This is a genomic window from Bacillus sp. CGMCC 1.16541 (assembly GCF_003184905.1).
Lineage (GTDB): Bacteria > Bacillota > Bacilli > Bacillales > Bacillaceae_H > Priestia.
In genome coordinates this window covers 63,806-82,119 of the sequence record NZ_QFRU01000019.1, presented here as the reverse complement: position 1 = coordinate 82,119, position 18,314 = coordinate 63,806, and the positions used below count along the sequence as shown (strand labels likewise).

The 18,314-nt window shown below is 36.0% G+C and carries 15 protein-coding genes and 1 other annotated feature; of the genes, 8 read left to right on the top strand and 7 right to left on the bottom strand.

The annotated features are described in order from the left end of the window. Positions 1-60 precede the first annotated feature (60 nt). From DIS06_RS15470 to DIS06_RS15460, 3 genes are read right to left on the bottom strand one after another with little or no spacing between them, the layout of a single operon-like run. A complete protein-coding gene (locus DIS06_RS15470) occupies positions 61-1,230 on the bottom strand; it encodes an acetoin utilization protein AcuC (protein ID WP_110114140.1) in 1,170 nt (389 codons plus the stop codon). Then, entirely contained in the window at positions 1,227-1,871 is a 645-nt protein-coding gene (locus DIS06_RS15465) for an acetoin utilization AcuB family protein (protein WP_110114139.1), read from the bottom strand. Before DIS06_RS15465 ends, DIS06_RS15470 begins: the two co-directional genes overlap by 4 nt. Before the next feature lie 57 nt (positions 1,872-1,928). Beyond that, entirely contained in the window at positions 1,929-2,561 is a 633-nt protein-coding gene (locus tag DIS06_RS15460) for a GNAT family N-acetyltransferase (protein ID WP_110114138.1), read from the bottom strand. Positions 2,562-2,802: 241 nt separating this feature from the next. On the opposite strand from DIS06_RS15460, the gene acsA reads away from it, so the two are divergent. The 5 genes from acsA (at position 2,803) to DIS06_RS15435 (ending at position 9,629) form a co-directional block, all read left to right on the top strand. After that, the gene (acsA, locus tag DIS06_RS15455; protein ID WP_110114137.1) at positions 2,803-4,518 is read left to right on the top strand and encodes an acetate--CoA ligase; all 1,716 of its coding nucleotides are present in this window, start codon (positions 2,803-2,805) and stop codon (positions 4,516-4,518) included. 149 nt (positions 4,519-4,667) lie between these two features. Next, positions 4,668-5,372 carry a response regulator transcription factor gene (locus tag DIS06_RS15450; protein ID WP_110114136.1) on the top strand — a complete coding sequence of 235 codons (705 nt, stop codon included), beginning with the start codon at positions 4,668-4,670 and terminating at the stop codon, positions 5,370-5,372. After that, the gene (locus tag DIS06_RS15445; protein WP_110114135.1) at positions 5,373-6,845 is read left to right on the top strand and encodes a sensor histidine kinase; all 1,473 of its coding nucleotides are present in this window, start codon (positions 5,373-5,375) and stop codon (positions 6,843-6,845) included. Then, a complete protein-coding gene (locus tag DIS06_RS15440; RefSeq protein ID WP_110114134.1) occupies positions 6,842-7,894 on the top strand; it encodes a LolA family protein in 1,053 nt (350 codons plus the stop codon). Before DIS06_RS15445 ends, DIS06_RS15440 begins: the two co-directional genes overlap by 4 nt. 4 nt (positions 7,895-7,898) lie before the next feature. Further along, complete coding sequence (locus DIS06_RS15435) at positions 7,899-9,629, top strand: M48 family metallopeptidase (RefSeq protein WP_162595990.1); 1,731 nt, start codon at positions 7,899-7,901, stop codon at positions 9,627-9,629. A 216-nt stretch (positions 9,630-9,845) separates the two neighbouring features. Here the strand turns inward: DIS06_RS15435 and DIS06_RS15430 are convergent, their stop codons facing one another. After that, positions 9,846-10,907, bottom strand: a complete 1,062-nt coding sequence (locus DIS06_RS15430) for an SDR family oxidoreductase (RefSeq protein ID WP_110114132.1) — start codon at positions 10,905-10,907, stop codon at positions 9,846-9,848. A 238-nt stretch (positions 10,908-11,145) separates the two neighbouring features. Then, positions 11,146-11,374, top strand: a binding site (T-box leader). Between the two features lie 67 nt (positions 11,375-11,441). Here DIS06_RS15430 and tyrS point away from each other — a divergent pair. After that, positions 11,442-12,698: a tyrosine--tRNA ligase gene (tyrS, locus tag DIS06_RS15425; RefSeq protein ID WP_110114131.1), complete on the top strand. Its 1,257-nt coding sequence runs from the start codon at positions 11,442-11,444 to the stop codon at positions 12,696-12,698. Positions 12,699-12,785: 87 nt separating this feature from the next. Here the strand turns inward: tyrS and rpsD are convergent, their stop codons facing one another. Next, positions 12,786-13,388, bottom strand: a complete 603-nt coding sequence (gene rpsD / locus DIS06_RS15420) for a 30S ribosomal protein S4 (protein WP_110114130.1) — start codon at positions 13,386-13,388, stop codon at positions 12,786-12,788. Between the two features lie 346 nt (positions 13,389-13,734). Between rpsD and DIS06_RS15415 the strand changes: the two genes are divergently transcribed. Continuing rightward, positions 13,735-15,585 carry a sensor domain-containing diguanylate cyclase gene (locus DIS06_RS15415; RefSeq protein WP_162595989.1) on the top strand — a complete coding sequence of 617 codons (1,851 nt, stop codon included), beginning with the start codon at positions 13,735-13,737 and terminating at the stop codon, positions 15,583-15,585. A 187-nt stretch (positions 15,586-15,772) separates the two neighbouring features. On the opposite strand, the gene DIS06_RS15410 is transcribed toward DIS06_RS15415, so the two are convergent. Further along, complete coding sequence (locus DIS06_RS15410; protein WP_110114128.1) at positions 15,773-16,252, bottom strand: GAF domain-containing protein; 480 nt, start codon at positions 16,250-16,252, stop codon at positions 15,773-15,775. Between the two features lie 341 nt (positions 16,253-16,593). Between DIS06_RS15410 and refZ the strand changes: the two genes are divergently transcribed. Beyond that, the gene (gene refZ, locus DIS06_RS15405; protein WP_110114127.1) at positions 16,594-17,244 is read left to right on the top strand and encodes a forespore capture DNA-binding protein RefZ; all 651 of its coding nucleotides are present in this window, start codon (positions 16,594-16,596) and stop codon (positions 17,242-17,244) included. On the opposite strand, the gene hisJ is transcribed toward refZ, so the two are convergent. Continuing rightward, the gene (hisJ, locus tag DIS06_RS15400) at positions 17,233-18,033 is read right to left on the bottom strand and encodes a histidinol-phosphatase HisJ (RefSeq protein WP_110114126.1); all 801 of its coding nucleotides are present in this window, start codon (positions 18,031-18,033) and stop codon (positions 17,233-17,235) included. The two genes, refZ and hisJ, sit on opposite strands and share 12 nt — an antisense overlap. Positions 18,034-18,314: the final 281 nt, after the last annotated feature.

Below are 18,314 nucleotides of genomic sequence, written 5' to 3'. Positions count from 1 at the left end.
AGTAGAGAATGCAGGGGATTTTTGTTTTCTATGGATTACATTAAATGCGTAGGGGTTAATCTAAGCATTTTTAAGATGCTGACGAATTGGAAACAAAGCTTTATTGAGAGTTTGGTTGTTTTTCTCTGTGATTTCTGGCTTTCTTGGAATCGGTTCATATAGTCCATCGTGATCATCCCATTCTTTGCAAATCGGTAATGGAGCGACTTTTGACCATTTATCAATCCATGTGTGAGGAAGTGGACCTTTGATGTCTTGTTGTCCAATCATTTCTAACCAAATAAATGACCAAGCTCTCGGAACAACACGCCAAATATCATATCCTCCTCCACCAACCGCAATCCATCGACCATTACAATACTCATGCGCAATTTCATGAGCCAATTTAGGAATTTCTCGATACATACGAGTGGTTCCACAAAGATGTGTTAATGGATCATAGTAATGAGAATCTACCCCATTTTGAGTTAAAATCACATCTGGCTTGAAAAATGCTGCTACTTCTTTTAATGAAGATTTGTAGACTTCAAGCCAGGAATCATCCTCGGTGTAAGCATCAACAGGAATGTTAAACGAATAGCCATATCCTTCACTATGACCACGCTCATTTACATTTCCGGTTCCAGGGAAGAGATATCTTCCAGTTTCATGAATGGAGAGCGTACAAACATTTGGATCATCGTAAAATGTCCATTGTACCCCATCTCCGTGATGAGCATCGGTATCAACATAAAGAACTCTTGCCCCGTACTTTTGTTGCATGTATTTAATGGCAACGGAGCTATCATTATAAATACAGAAACCAGATGCTTTGCCTCTAAATCCGTGATGCAGTCCACCACCTAGGCTTAATGCGTGATTGACTTTTCCTGTCATTACTTGATCAACGGCTGTGAGTGTACCACCCACTAGGTAAGCACTAGCTTCGTGCATGTTCGGGAAAATCGGGGTGTCTTCCGTGCCTAAACCGTAGTCGGTCGCTTTTTCAGACGGCAATTTTCCTTCACTGGCTAACTGTACAGCTTGAATATAATTAGGGTCATGTACTAAGCTTAGTTCTTCATCTGTTGCCATACGAGGTGGAATGATGTCTTCCGTCCGTAGTGCACCAACTTCATTTAATAAGTCATATGTGAGCCTTACGCGTAATTGATTAAACGGGTGATTGTTACTAAATTTATAATTCAAAAATTCCTCTGAATAAACAAATATGCAATCTTTTTTTGTCATAAAGGTATTCCTGGTAAATTAGGCCACAGTACGTCATAGCCTTCATCTTTTAATTTAGTAATCATCACCGTTGGATTTAATGTTTGAATGCGAAAAACAATAATCTTGTAGTGCTCATCTTTGTCAGGATAAACGAGCACACTTAAAATATTAATTTTTTGTTTTCTAAACATCGAGGTTACTTCACTTAAAACACCGGCTTTATTTTCCACCTTCACTTCAATTTGTGAGCCAGGTTGATGAGCACCAGTTAATTGAATGAGTGTATGTAAAAGGTCTCGCTCGGTAATAATGCCCACTAATTGATTTCCTTTTGTGATTGGAAGGCATCCGATTTGATGTTCATAAAAAACAGATGCGACTTCTTCTACAAAGTCAAGCGGATGAGCAGTAATAATTGATGTTTTCATAATGGCTTTTAAAGGTTTTTGTAAGTCTTCTAAGTGACTATCTCGATGGAAAATCGACGGACTAGCGTCACGAACATCACGGTCTGAAATAATCCCGGCTAATTCGTTGTTGTCATTTACGATTGGAATATGTCTAATTTTATGCGTTTCAAGTAGTTTAATAGCTTCTTCAATCGTATTAGTAGGCTTTAATGTAATGACATCTTGAATCATCATCTCTTCAACAATCATATAGAAACGACTCCTTGTTTAGTGATATCAAGTATGTTGAGACTGCGATGAACGGTATTAATACATAAATCGATTTTGAAAGCGTAGTTGATCAAATTCCTGTATTGTATGTGGCTTAATTCGTTTACCGATTCGAGCCATTAAGCAGTTAGCGGGATGGGAACTAATTTCTGGATCATCGGTTGCAAACCACTCTAAACCACCTGCTTGCATCATTTTTTCCATCACTTTACGATAATCCCAAACATTTAAACCCGTTCCTTTTAGATCCCAATGCCAATAATATTCAGTTGTAATAATAATATAATCTTCCATCGCATCATCCATCATCGATACTTTTAGTAGATTTTTACCAATTTCATACCCTCGAAATGGAGCGGCTACTTCGATGGCTCCAAGTTCAATTAAATTCTCGATGTTGCCTTCTGACCATCTTTCTAATGGATCAGGGTAGAGGTATGTAACATATCCAATAATGGTATCTAAATGTCGGGCAATTAAAATGCGTCCCTCCGGTAAGTCCGCAATTTCAAGTAATGCTTTCTTCTGTTGTTCTGGAGGTCTGAAAGCAACAAGTTGTTCATGAAACTCGAAATCTTTTAATTTATGAGAAGGAACTGGACCTTCTACAACGATTGTCCCAATTGATGTCTTTAATTCTTTTGCATTATAGGTTTTTGAATGATCCATCTTATTCACCACCTGAGTTTTCATAAAAAATAGTATCTATTTTATTATACATAAAAAAGCAGAATATAAAGCGTTTTCAAAAAAATAACATATTTTAAAGGAAATTGATAGATTAAGTAGAATATTAGGTTGTATAACGACTTTTCTACTAATTTTCTAAATGAATATTTTTAAAATTGAGAAAAGTTAAAATTTGTATTATAATAGGCTTGTATATTTCATACATAAGGGGGAGTTTGTGATGAAAGTGGAAGCGCTTCCTGTAACAAAAGGGGATTATAACTTACAGGACTACAACCAAGCGTATGAAACGTTTGATTGGTCAGAAGTGGAGAAAGAATTTTCATGGTATGAAACTGGTAAGGTTAATGCTGCTTATGAAGCAATTGATAAGCACGCGAACTCTTTTAGAAAGAACAAAGTAGCTCTTTATTATCGTGATGCTAAGAGGGATGAGAAGTACACGTATAAAGAAATGAAAGATTTCTCTAATAAAGCAGCTAACGTATTAAAACAAGCGGATGTGGAAAAAGGAGATCGTGTTTTTATCTTTATGCCTCGTTCTCCAGAATTATATTTCTCAGTCTTAGGCGCAATTAAACTAGGTGCTATCGTTGGACCACTATTCGAAGCGTTCATGGAAGGCGCAGTGAAAGATCGTTTAGAAGATAGCGATGCGAAAGTATTAATTACAACTCCAGAATTACTTCAACGTGTTCCCGTCAATGAATTACCTGCACTGAAACATGTTCTTCTTGTAGGTGAAAATGTTACAGAAGAAGGCCCTTATTTAGATTTCCATAAGCGTTTAAAAGAAGCAAGTAAAGAGCTACAAATTGAGTGGGTAGATCGCACAGATGGTTTATTGTTACACTACACATCGGGCTCTACTGGAAAACCAAAAGGTGTACTGCATGTACATAATGCAATGGTACAACACTATCAGACAGCTAAATGGGTGCTAGATTTAAAAGATGATGATGTGTATTGGTGTACAGCTGATCCGGGATGGGTTACAGGGACTGCTTATGGTATCTTTGGTCCGTGGTTAGCGGGAGCGTCTAACGTTATTATTGGTGGTCGTTTTAGCCCGGATAATTGGTACCAAGCTCTTGAAGATTATGGAGTAACGGTTTGGTATAGTGCTCCAACTGCATTTCGTATGTTAATGGGTGCAGGCGATGATTTAGTGAAGAAGTACGATTTAAGTGGATTACGCCACATTTTAAGTGTGGGTGAACCTCTAAACCCTGAAGTAGTACGTTGGGGTGTGAAAGTGTTCAACAATCGTATCCATGACACATGGTGGATGACTGAAACCGGCGCTCAAACCATTTGTAACTACCCTTGTATGGAAGTAAAGCCAGGTTCAATGGGTAAACCAATTCCAGGCGTGCAAGCGGCAATCGTTGATGACCAAGGGAATGAACTTCCTCCATATCGCATGGGTAATTTAGCCATTAAAAAAGGTTGGCCTTCCATGATGTATACTATTTGGAATAACAAAGAGAAGTATGAATCATACTTTATGCCAGGTGATTGGTATGTATCTGGAGATTCAGCATACATGGACGAAGAAGGATATTTCTGGTTCCAAGGCCGCATTGATGATGTTATTATGACAGCTGGTGAGCGTGTTGGACCGTTCGAAGTTGAAAGTAAACTTGTTGAACATCCAGCAGTAGCAGAAGCAGGGGTTATCGGTAAGCCAGATCCAGTTCGAGGAGAAATTATTAAAGCATTTATCGCACTGCGTGATGGTTATACAGAATCTGAAGAATTAATTGAAGATATCCGTCAATTTGTGAAGAAAGGCTTAGCGGCTCATGCAGCGCCACGTGAAATTGAGTTCCGCGACAAGCTACCAAAAACACGTAGTGGTAAAATTATGCGCCGCGTCTTAAAAGCGTGGGAACTTGATTTACCAACGGGTGATTTATCGACAATGGAAGATTAATAGAAAGCCTCGCATCTCATGCGAGGCTTTTTTATGTCATAATAATATATGGATAAAAAAACCATGGGTAATGATTACAAAAATAAAGAATTTATTAAATAAATGAAGGTAGTCATTTCTTTCAATATACTAATAGTGGAGGAGAGAAAATGAATAAAGAAAAAATTTTAGTTGTCGAAGATGATGTAGAGATCGCTCGTGTGGTGATAGGACATTTGCAACGTGAAGGGTACGATGCAGTGTGGGCATCAACAGGAAGAGAAGGACTTGATGAATTTAAGCTTCAAATGTTCGATCTCATTTTAGTTGATTTAATGTTGCCACAACTAAACGGATTTGAATTTTGTCAGCGAATTCGTCAAGAAAGTGATGTTCCACTTTGTATCGTTAGTGCTCGTATTGAGGAGGAAAATAAAATAAAGGGTCTCAAGTTAGGAGCTGATGACTATATAACGAAACCTTTTAGCTTAGCTGAATTAACAGCGAGAATTGATTCCCATTTACGTCGATATCGCCGTTTTCTTCAAAAAGAAGCGAAAGAACAGATCATCCAGTATCAAAACGGTCTAACAATTGACTTTCAGAAAAAAGCGGTTTACTTAGGGGATTCACTTCTTTCTTTAACAAAATGCGAACAATCTTTACTACTGTGGTTAGCAAGTTATCCGAATGAAACCTTTTCAAAAAAAGAGCTTTATGAGTACATATGGAATGAAGAGGATGTTGAAACAAATAATACGGTAACAGTGCATATTAAAAGTTTACGTTTGAAGTTAAACGAACACCCTAAAAAGCCTTCTTTTATCCAAACGATATGGGGAACAGGATACCGTTTCATTGGAGAAGAACTGTAAATGAAAATTAGAACATGGCTACTGATTACCTATTTTTTAGTTATGATTCTTCCGGTTATGACGTTTCTTTTATTATATAACGTAGTAAAGAACTATGAAAAAGAACAGCAGTTAAATGAATTTATAGAAGTATCTACTAAAGTATCAGAATTAGAGAACTATATAACGAATCCTACATTGTACAAGATTCAAAAGGAAAGTAATTATGATGAGTTAACAGACCGACTGAATGAAGTGACGGTCACGTTATACCGTCCAGATGGTGTAACATTTTTTTCTTCTGTTGAACCATCATTTAACGTCCCTTACATGAGAGTTAACACGAATCAATTGTATCGAGATTTAACCGTACTAAAAGAAAACCATCGTTTTTATCAAATTAAAAATCCAGTGTTTCAAGATGGACAGATGATTGGTATTTATGAATTAGCCATTCCACGTGTAAAATGGCTTCAATTGTTTGATTATCAATCAAAAATTTTAGGTGTAGGAGCTCTTTCTCTATTTATCGTGATTTATATGACAATGATGGTTGTTGTACATAAGAAGATTATTCAACCTTTAAAAGAGCTGCAAGTTCAAATGACGGCTTTTGGAGAGACACAGCAAAATAGGACACTCTTATATCATCGAAACGATGAAATTGGAGCAGTCATTCAAAGGTTTGAAAAAATGAAGCAACAAGTGATTGATTCTCAACAAGCCGTTAAGAAAGAACAGCAGGAAAAACAATTTATGATTGCTTCACTAGCTCATGATTTAAAAACGCCACTAACCGTTATTCATGCATACGCTGAATCATTACGAGATGATCAGCATTTATCATCAAATGAAAAGAAAGAATATGAGTCTATTCTGTTTGAAAAGATTCACTATATGAAACAAATGCTAGATGAGCTTTCTGTCTATACGTCTTTGCAAGCATCAACTAAAAAGATAGACGTCGTAGAAGTAGAGGGAGAAGAGTTTTTTGAGATGCTTATATCAGGATATGAAGAAGTATGTGAGCAAAAAAATATTCAATTATATACGGAAAACTACCCACAGCAATCGTATGAATTAAGCCCGAAAGAGTTAATGAGAGTGGTAGACAATTTAATGTCTAATGCGGTGCGTTTTACTAAAAGTGGGGGCACGATTTACCTTGCTGTTATTTCATCTGCTCATTCAATTCCAAGTTGGGTATTTCCAGCTTTTCGCTCGGGAATAGAAAGATTTAGAGAAAGAGGCACGATTCTTATTGTTCAAAATGAAGGAGAAGGAATTGCTAGTACAAATCAAAAATTTGTATTTGAACCGTTTTTTCAAGGAGATGATGCACGAACAAAAGCGCATCATAAAAATTCCGGGCTAGGGCTAAGCATTGCGAAAATATTGATGGAAAAACAAAAAGGCGCCATTTCACTTTGGTCTGAAGAAAAGCTTGGAACCATTGTTGCTTGTTATTTGAAAGAAAGAGAGGAAGCAGAATGAAACAAATAATGACAATCGTATTTGTTTTATTATTCGTGATTGGTTGTTCGAATAAAGAGACATTCACGTCGACGGATATTATGGACTCTATTTTAAAAGGAGATCAGACAAAATCATATTACGGAGAAGGAACGTTTACAATCTATGAAAATGAAAAGCTCATCGAAAAAGTGAACTTTAAAGAATGGGTAAAAGGAGAAAAAATAAAAATTCATTCGACTAGTGATATGTCCGATTCTATGGTAGTAAATGATGGCTCAACATTAGTTGTTTATGATAAGAAAACAAATAAAGCATTATCTGTATCGTTAGAAGAAACAATGGAACATCAAGGGATGACACAAAGAGGTAAGTTGTTGTCAATGTTAGAAGGAATGAAAAATACTCACACTTATGAAGTAGTGGGAGAAGAAAAAATTGGTGATTTTCAAACCCATCATGTCAAAGTAAAAGCAAAATCAACGAAATCACTGTTAGGTGACTTTGATCTTTGGGTAGAGAAGAGTTCGTGGTTTGTTGTTAAGCAAGAAAGTATGAGTGGAGAGACGAAGTCAGAATTAATTTATCAACATATCGATTCTTCACCAGCGTTCGATAACGATACCTTTGTATTATCTTTGCCAGATGGTGTGAATGTAGAAGAAATTCAGCAAGAAAATAACAAAGTATCACTTCCAGAAGCGAGTAACATCTTAGGTACTCCCTTTTTAACCGTACATAATAGGGAGTATCGTATTGCAAATATTGAATTAGAGAAGCTAGAAGGAATTGTGAAAAGAAATGAACTAACTATTTTTTATGAAAAAGATGAGATTCCAGCTTTTATGATGACGATATTTGAAACACCTCAAGAAGAAGAAGCACAGTTAAATCATGACATTTCTATTAGGCAAACAAAAGGAGAGGTAATGGATGAAATTCAATCCATATCGTGGGATGAAAAAGGGTTACGTTACAACGTAATGGTCACTCATCCAGATTTAACGATAAATGATTTAATAGAAGAAATTAATAACATGACGTACAGCTTAGATGAGGGAAGGAGTTAATCGAATGGACATGGCTATGTCGGAGTTGGTAATAGGGTTATTGATTGGAGCGAGCATGGCTCTGATCGGATCATTATTTGGGAGTATAGCAAAAAATCTAGGCAATGCAGTGGAAATAATAGGAGGTATAATCAGTTTATATCTTTTAATATCGGTATTTAACTTCAATCAGATATGGCTCACCATCATAATGGTTGTGTATAGCTATTTTACTTTCTCAGAACTAATTCCTAAAAAAGAGTTACGCATGACGTTCAAAGAAAAAATAGCCCAGAGCAATGCGGTTGTAATAGAGGTTAATAAATCATTCAAACGCGTACTTGCTGATGTAAGTTTTATCCTTTTGTTTTCATCACTTTCAATTTTATTTATTATAGTAGGTCCAGAAACAAGCAATGTGTTAAAGATGGTTTTACTGTTCAGTGTAGCGTCTTTATGTAGTGATGGAATAAAGAGAATCATTCAGTTCTATTCAATCCAGCTTTATTTTTCAGAAGATGAGCAAATGCTCTATGTTATGACAAGAAGTGATTTAAAGAGCTATCCGTTACAGCATCTAAATGAACTTCACGTCGAGTCTAACGTTGATCTATTAAGGTTATTTCCGTTATTTACGTTGTTGCAAACCAATAAAGATTACACAACGTCTTTTACAAAAGTCCTTAAATTGCGTTTTTCTGGAGAAACAATTTATTTAACAGTGAATGACCTAGAAAGGTGGACTCATGTTCTCAAACAATATGTAAATGAACAGGTAGAGGAGAGAAGAGTTGAATCAGTCTTTCATAAGAAACAATGGAGGAGGTTGCTAGGTAAAGGATACTTTGCAATTACGGTAAAAGGGATCTCTGCTTATACAACACTGATCATTGTGATGTATTGGTTAGAGCTATCGGTTTGGATCAACGTTATTGTTATTCTTTTCTATTGGCTGTTTAATCTGTATATCTCTGATAAAGTACTAAAAGTAGCGATGGATGCAGAAGAGGTAAAAGATTCAGCCATTCTAGCATGTGCAGAGCGAGTCTGTTTACAGGCCAATATGAAACATGTGAAAGTATATCAAACAGAATCAACAGACTACAATGCATTAGCAACAGGTATGAATGTTGGACGTTCGATGATTACATTAACTTCTGAAACAATGAAACTTAGTATTGAACATATCGAAGCCATTATTGCTCATGAAGTAGCGCATATTAAAAGTAGAGATATCATGAGATTACAGTTATTTCGGTTTTTATTTCTTGGTGGAATGGGATCAATCGTTTATTTGTCACAAGATTGGTTAATGTCAGAAGATAAACCGTCTTTTTGGATCATACTTGTTTTTGTATGGGTGGTCATGATTGGATTTACTAGTTACTTATCAATGATTAGTCAAATAGCAGAAGTTCGAGCAGATCATAAAGCTTCTACTTACATAAGTGGAGGAAGATTACAAATGGCAAGAGCACTCGAAGAGCTTACAATTAGACAGGATAAAAATATAGACAGTGCGTTGAATTTTTCATTTTCGACAACGACTAAAGATGACCCTGAACCGGTGAATAGTTTAAAGAGAGAGAAGTGGTTATGGAGATTGTTTGAATTTCAATTTATGAATCATCCCCCTGTTTATTGGCGAGTTAAAACGTTAGAAGAACACCATGACGGATGGGGGCTGAGTATGTTTTGGGTTTGGTGGAGAGATCGATGTAAAGAATCATTACCAGACTTGAAGAAAGATAGATAAAACAACTTAAAGAAACTGAGACAAACAGGGGGAAACAACCCCCTGTTTGTCTCAGTCCGCAACATCATTTGCCCTGCAGTCTAGTTATACCGAGGGATAGGGCTGTACTTGCTTTTTAAAGTTTATTGACGTATGTCCTTTCTCTTAGATGGCTGAGTGTGTACGCAAGAGGTTGGAACAAATAAATCTCTTTTTGAGACCTGTAATGTCGACAGCTTATACAAGTTCTTTCTCTTTTACAGAGTTCCCGATAATTCTCTTAAGCATTTGCTCATCCATCTCGAGTTCAGCTTGACCTGCTTCTTTTAACATTTCTTTGGTGTGTTCATTTTTAAAAGTAATAGAGCGATTCCAGTACGAATGAAACACTTTGAGAGGTTCGTTAATGAAGAGCTCTTCTTTTGAAAGTGTATGTGTATCGGGTTCTGCCACCATTTCAAGGTTTGGAAACTCCATTAGTTCTTTTACAATATCAAAAACCATTCGATGACTTGGAGGTTTAGAGTTTGTGATGTTATAAATGGTATTTGGTTGAGCGTATGTTAATCCAATTGTTAATACATCAGCTACATAGTCTACAGGTACAAAGTTAGATTGTGTTGACGGATTAATAAGTAATCGGTACGTATTGTTTTGCCAGTTTTCTAGTCTAGATACTTTTCTTTTTAGTAGCTTTAAACCTTTTAATAACCCGTACAATGCAAAGCTTGTATCAGCTTCACCGGTTACTGAATCTCCGATAATAATGGCAGGACGCATAATATAAACATTGAAATGTTCTTTGTATGAGTAAACAAGATGTTCACTTCTACATTTACTTTCTTCATAATAGTTAACAAATAATCGGTCCGTGGAATATAGCTGTTCATCGCCTTGTTCGCTCGTTCCTAGCGTATAAGCGGTACTCACGTAAAAGAACTTTTTGGCACATATCGCTTTTGCGAATTCTAAAACATTTCTTGTTCCCGCAACATTTACGTCAAATGTTGCGTCTTTATCAACCGGGTCAAATGATAACAACGCAGCCATATGGTAAATCGCGTCAATTTGACCTTCTATTTTTTCGTAATCCGTCGGTGAAACCTTCAACTTTTCATCTGTAATATCACCATATATTGGGTGAACATGAGACACATGCTGAGGCAAAAGTGACTCACGCAATGTACTAAATTTGTTTTTGTTACGAACAAGCACATAAATCTGATGTTCTTGATTCAATAAATTTTGTATTAATCGTTTTCCTAAAAATCCTGTCGCTCCTGTTAGGAAAATATTCATTTGTTCAGCTCCTTTATATTTTTCTGTAGGAGAAAAAGTCTTATTTATCAGATAGCTATAGAAAAGCATTAGTAGTGATCTTCAAATTACATAGTAACATCATAACATTTTCCCTTTTAAATTGCCTATTGGAAGCATTTACTTTCCGTTCATTTCACCGAATCTTAAGAGTACTACTTGAATTTTTAATGAAAATGGGGCATAATGTTGCTGTGTAGACTTTTTTACTAAATTGAATAGATAAGCATAGATAGGAACGAGTAGTGAGAATCTCCCTGTTATAGAGAGCTGATGGTTGGTGGAAATCAGTACATAGATGAATCACGAATTACATCCTTGAGCATCTTTTGCGAACCCATGAATGTGCAAGTAACAAAAGACGGGCAGACCGTTACATCGTTTTAAGTGGAAGCTTATGATTGATAAAGCTTCAAATAGGGTGGTACCGCGATATTTTCGTCCCTTCTTCTTTTAGAAGGGGCGTTTTTTGTATTTATTTTTACATGATGAACAATTAAAGGAGAGATAACAAGTATGGATATCTTAAAGGATTTAGAGTTTCGAGGACTCATTAATCAACAAACAGATGAAGAAGGGTTACGAGCTCTTTTAGCAAAAGAAAGTACAAAATTATACTGTGGATTCGATCCAACAGCGGATAGCTTACACATTGGGCACTTACTTCCAGTTTTAATTTTACGTCGCTTTCAACAAGCGGGTCACCAGCCGATTGCACTTGTAGGTGGAGGAACGGGACTAATTGGAGATCCAAGTGGTAAAAAAGCAGAGCGTACATTGAATGAAAAAGAGACGGTTGCCATGTTCAGTGATCGTATCAAAGATCAACTTTCTCGCTTTTTAGACTTTGAAGAGAGAGAAAATGCAGCTATGATTGCCAATAACTATGAGTGGATTGGCTCATTAGACGTCATTACATTCCTGCGTGATATTGGTAAGAACTTTGGAATTAACTACATGATGGCAAAAGACTCTGTTCAGTCACGTATTGAATCGGGAATTTCATTTACTGAATTTAGTTACATGATTCTACAATCATTCGACTTCTTAAAGTTATACCAAAACTACGGCTGTCGTTTACAGATTGGTGGAAGCGATCAGTGGGGAAATATTACAGCTGGATTAGAGTTAATTCGTAAATCTGAAGAAGATGCGAAAGCATTCGGTTTAACAGTTCCGCTTGTAACAAAAGCTGATGGTACAAAATTCGGTAAAACAGAAGGTGGCGCAATCTGGCTAGATGCAGAAAAAACGAGCCCTTATGAATTTTACCAGTTCTGGATTAACACAGACGATCGTGATGTTGTGAAATACTTAAAGTACTTTACGTTTTTATCTCATGAGGAAATTACTGAATTAGAAGCAAAAGCAGTAGAAGCACCAGAAAAGCGTGAAGCGCAAAAAGCATTAGCTGCAGAAATGACGAAGCTTGTTCATAGTCAAGACGCATTAGAGCAAGCAATCCGTATTTCCGAAGCATTATTCAGCGGAAGTATTGCAGAACTAACAGCAGAAGAAATTAAACAAGGATTTAAAGACGTTCCATCTTACACACATGAAGGTGGAGAGGTTGGTTTAATTGATTTACTTGTAAATAGTAAAATTTCTCCTTCTAAACGACAAGCTCGTGAAGATATTTCAAACGGTGCAATTTACATTAATGGTGAGCGCATTCAAGATCTTCAAAAGGTTGTAGGAGAAGAAGATCGTATTGAGGGTCAATTTACAGTCGTTCGTCGTGGTAAAAAGAAATACACATTAATTCAATACTAATCAAAAAAGTCAGGTGCGTCATAACACCTGACTTTTTTTGATCTAGTCGACTTAATAAAAAATCTCTCCAAAAGGAGAGATTTTTTATTAACGAGAGTAGAACTCTACGATTAATGATTCGTTGATTTCAGCAGCTAATTCAGAACGCTCAGGTAAGCGAGTAAATGTTGCTTCTAATTTCTCAGCATCAAATGTTAAGTAGTCTGCTACGAAGTTGTTTCCTTCAACAGATTCTTTGATGATGTTTAAGTTGCGAGACTTTTCACGAACACCGATCACTTGACCAGGTTGTACACGGTAAGATGGGATGTCAACGCGTTTACCATCTACTAAAATGTGACCATGGTTAACTAATTGACGAGCTTGACGACGAGTGCGAGCAAGACCCATACGGTATACTAAGTTGTCAAGGCGAGCTTCTAAAAGGATCATGAAGTTCTCACCGTGCTTACCAGTCATTTTACCAGCAGCAACGAATAGGTTACGGAATTGACGCTCATTTACACCATACATGTGGCGCAACTTTTGCTTTTCTTGTAATTGTAAACCGTATTCAGAGATTTTTTTGCGTTGACCTGGGCCATGTGGGCCAGGAGCGTAAGGACGCTTTTCTAATTCTTTCCCAGTACCACTTAAAGAGATACCAAGACGACGAGATAATTTCCAGCTTGGACCTGTATAACGAGCCATGAATGACTCCTCCTTATTGTTTTTATTTTATGCAAAACAAAAACAGACACAATCTTGTAATCATGCTCATTTTGTTTTCATGTACCTTCGCTCTAGCAGCAGAGAGTTACAAGATACACCTCAAAAGCGAGGAACAAAATGAAAACATAAAAAAGAATGTAGAGGCTGCAATATTTCACACAACGAGAATTATATGATTTTTCGACAGTGATGTCAAGAGATAAATCATATGAACAAACATAAAGAAAAAATTGCGTATTACTAATAGGAAAATAGTACTTTATTCATTATAATGGTACTATTAGCTTTTATAGTATCGGTGTACTCATGATTGTAGGTGATGATGATGAATGAATTGAGCAAGGAAAGTCTACGATATGTACAATCCTATTTTTTTGAAATGTTGTCATTGCATGAGAATAATTACTCTTTCAGTACTCTTATGAATGATATTGTTGAGTTTCTTGTAGAAAAATGTGCGTTAAAAAGTGCAACGATTGTCATGTGGGATGCTTGGACAAACCGATATGTCGTACAAGCAACAGCCAATACAGAAGACGTAGAGAGAGAAACAGAGCAACTCTATCAACTTTTTGAAGCGGTTTCATACATTGAGAGAACAAAGGATAGTGTCTTTGTCGTGGAAGAAGAGAATGTATACATACGATTCGAGACGAATGAAAATAGGGGTTACTTATATATAGAGCAACGTGAAGTAAATCAATTCGAGCATGAGTTTTGGCAGACGTTTTCTATTGAGTGTAAGAAACTGTTCCGGATGGTAGCTACCTATCACCACGCGACTAAACAAGGAATGAGATATGAGCAATTATATCGTTTAACTACAAAATTTCACTCATCGTTAGAAATGGAAGATATTTTAGAAGAAACGGTGGACATGCTAAGACAGGTTTATCCTCATTTTTCGTATTTATTGCTTTTGTCATACGATAATAAGAACGATCGAAAACTACCAATTGAGTATTTACATTATGATAATGATCACATTAGTGAAAAGGCAATGGAAGCTTATGTGTGCGGTGAAGTGCAAATCGAGCATGATGTGACAAGTAACAAGGTTATCTTATATGCACCACTTAAAGGAAAACAAGGAAATTATGGTGTGTTACAAGTGAACACACAAGACTTCTCTGCGTTTTCAAAAGATGCAGTTAAATTTATTACTGTGCTCGCTAATACTACGGGCAATGCACTAGAGAAGGCTCAGCTCTATGCACAATCTCGACGTCTAATCGATGATTTACGATTAATCAATGAAACCTCACATCAATTAAACTCTAATCTAAGGTTAACAGATACCATTTGTTATATGTCTGATCAAATAAAAAAGTCGTTTTCTGCTGAGGAAGTAGGGTTTGTATTGTTTTCTGAAGATATTCAGGAATATCAGTTGTTAAATGGTAGTACTGCCTTCTTCTCCGAACCAACAGCTCATTTTTATCTTGGGTATGTGTGTAACCGATTAAAAGAAGAGAAAGAAGCTATCTTTGTAAATGAATCACCTTTTTCGTTTTCAGATAAAGAGATGTATTATCACTCTATTATTGCTGTTCCAATGATTCAAAATGGAGTTGTAAAAGGCGGAGCTGTTATTTTGCATAGCAAACCTTATTTCTTTACGTTTGATACCTTTAAACTTCTTCAATCGTTAATTCACCATTCCACATTGGCATTTACAAATTCGATATTGAGAGAAGAGTTAGAAAAGCTAGTTGTAACAGACCACTTAACCGAGTTATATGCTCGAAACTATTTAGATGACAAAGTGAAACAATCAATGCTTCAAGATCCATGTGGGAGTTTCCTTTTAATTGACATTGATAACTTTAAAAAAGTAAACGATACATACGGTCATCAAATAGGCGATCAAATTATCATTCAAATTGCCAATATTATCAAGAGGAATATTCGCATGAATGATATAGGAGCAAGATGGGGCGGAGAAGAGTTAGCGGTTTATCTGCCTACTGTACCAGTTGAATTAGGCATTACGATTGCAGAACGTTTAGTAAGAAAGGTAGCTAAAGAAACACATCCAAGTACGACCATTTCATGTGGGGTTTCTTCTTGGACAAAAGATACAGATGATTCACTTGAGGATTTGTTTCTAAGAGCAGACCAAGCTTTATATCGTGCAAAAAGGCTAGGGAAAAATCAATTGGCTATTGAGCAATAATCAACCTTGAGTTTTAGAGAGAACACGCAATGGATTTGGTTTTTATAAAATGTCTATTAAAATAAGGAATCTTTTGTATTTGTATCTGTAGAAAATAAAAAGGCGCCAAGTGATAAGAGGAAGTAAGAACTTCTTATCATTTGGCGCCTTTTTTACCGGTACGAATCATTGATAATCGATAGTAAGATTATAGGTGATTTACTAACTCGGCTACAAACTTTTCTAGATATTGCTGATCGACTTCATCGAATCGACTTTTAATTGGACTATCGATATCTAGAACACCTACTAATTCGCCGTCCTTTAAAATAGGCACAACAATTTCAGATTGTGATGCTGCGTCACAAGCAATGTGACCAGGAAACTGATGAACATCCGCAACAAGCTCTATTTGACGGTTTTGTGCAGCCGTACCACATACGCCTTTTCCATAAGGAATACGCACACAAGCAGGTAAACCTTGGAATGGTCCCAGAACTAACCCGTTCTCTTCAGCTAGGTAAAAGCCAACCCAATTGACTTCTGTTAAAAATTGATTAAGCAATGCAGATGCATTTGATAAATTGGCAATAGCATTTGTTTCTCCGTCTAACAATGCTTTTAGTTGTTTGATTAATAAATCGTAATCTTTTTCTCTTGAGCCACTATATTTTTTAACTTGAAACATGAAGAATTCCTCCATCTATCATCATTTATCGTCCTCTTACTATTTTGACACAGTTCTATTCGAATAAGATTCTACATAGTCAGTGAGCGTTCATGCTTAAATGCGACAATAAGCCTGTAAGCGTTTCGACATAATCCCTTTTTAGGTAGATCAATTTATCTAATATCGTCAATTTTATGACAACTTTGTCGACAAGAAGATAAAGGAGTATGTCTAAAGTTACCGAACTTTTATATAGTAAGAGTGTCTGTTTTTATCACACTTTAAGTGTTTTTGTAATGTTACTATTCTGTCACATCGATAATGATTTTTCAATTAATAAGTTGTGGGGTGTGATTACAATGACCGTTAAGGCAAAAACAAAAGAAAAGGTAATTGATGCAGCGGTATCTTTATTTAATACAAAGGGATTTGATGGGACTTCTGTTCGAGAAATTGCTAAAAAAGCAAAAGTAAATGTAGCAAATATTTCGTATTACTTTGATGGGAAAGAAGGCCTTTTAGAAAGTTTAGTTATGCTGTTTTTTGAAGGGTATATTAAAGAGATTGAAAAAGCCTATCAGTTGTTAGACAAACTTTCAGCAAAAGAATGTTTAACGATGCTAGTAAAAAATATTTTAACGTATCAACATGAACATCGTCATATTGCTCGCTTTGTCTATCGAGAGATCTCGTTAGATACAATTTTAATTAGAGAAGTAATGACGACGTATTTAACAAAAGAGAAATTTTATTTAAAAACAATATTAGAAAAAGGAATGAAGGAAAGACAGTTTCGAAAGTTACAAGCATCTTTTATTATTGTACAGTTAAAAGGAATGCTTATGATGCCTTATCTTCATCCACAATATATGACAGAAGTTCTTCACGTTTTTTCACATGAGCAATATTTTGTTGAGCAGTACCGCAAAGAAATTGAAAGTTGGATTCACTACACCATTTGTTTAGAGCGTGAGCCAATGAATAAAGTCATTTTACAATTAAAATCTTAATGGGAAAAGTGAATTGTAGCTTTGTCCTAAATCCTTCGAACAATGGGCATCAGAGCCATAGACGAGAGGGATTTTTTTCTTTTGAGCTTCTTTTACAATCCAACTTGAAGGATAAGCTTCTTGACAAAGCGGTTTATATAAACCAGCTGCATTGTAATCTAGTTGAAGACTTTGATGCTGCACTTCGTTTAAAATCGTCATCATCGTTTCGTTAAAATCTTGGTGACATGGGAAACGCTTTTGAAATTTATGGACGAGTGTAATGTGACCAATTCTGTTAGGTTTATAGTGACCTAAATTCGATTTAATTGAGTCTAAAACTGTTTCATAGTATGCTTCGTATACACGCTCTACAGTTGAAAAGGATTCAATGATACGAGCGAATTCATCATCACTAAAATCAAGGCAATAGTATTGTCCGGCATGTTTTAGGAAGTGAACGGATAAGATGCTGTCATCTAAATAAGGTCCATACTCGTCTAAAAAACGCGTTGTTTGTTTTTCAAAATGGACAATGTAATCAACTTCTAAACCAATATTAATCTTAATGCTTTGCTCATAGCTTTTCTTTAATTGCTCAAGTTGAAAAAGGTACTCTTCCATTTGAGCGATGGACATTGCACTGTCTTTTAATGGTGTAGGATCAATAAACCCTTCCGGTAACGGAGCATGTTCTGTAAAAGAAATTTCGTCAAACCCTAATGACAGAGCTTGATCTACATATCGCTCAAGTGTATCCGTAGATCCGTGTGGGCAAAAGGGAGTATGAATATGTTTATCTACTTTCATATCTAATTCCTCCTATACGTATTGCGTTATAACCATTATAGTAAAACAAATGACCTATTTCATCATTATGTAAAAGTGATAAAAATGTCGAAAAAGTGCACTATTTGTAGGTTGTGTCTATTGTACCGACATCGTTTGACAGATTGTGAATATTTTTTGAGCAAAAATTTAAATTTTTGCTCAAAAAATAGCGTTAACATGGTATCATTAAAACATTGACGCAAAGTCTTCAAAGGGTGTGTAATCCTTTTTTATAAATGTTTTATGATGTCATTCGGAGG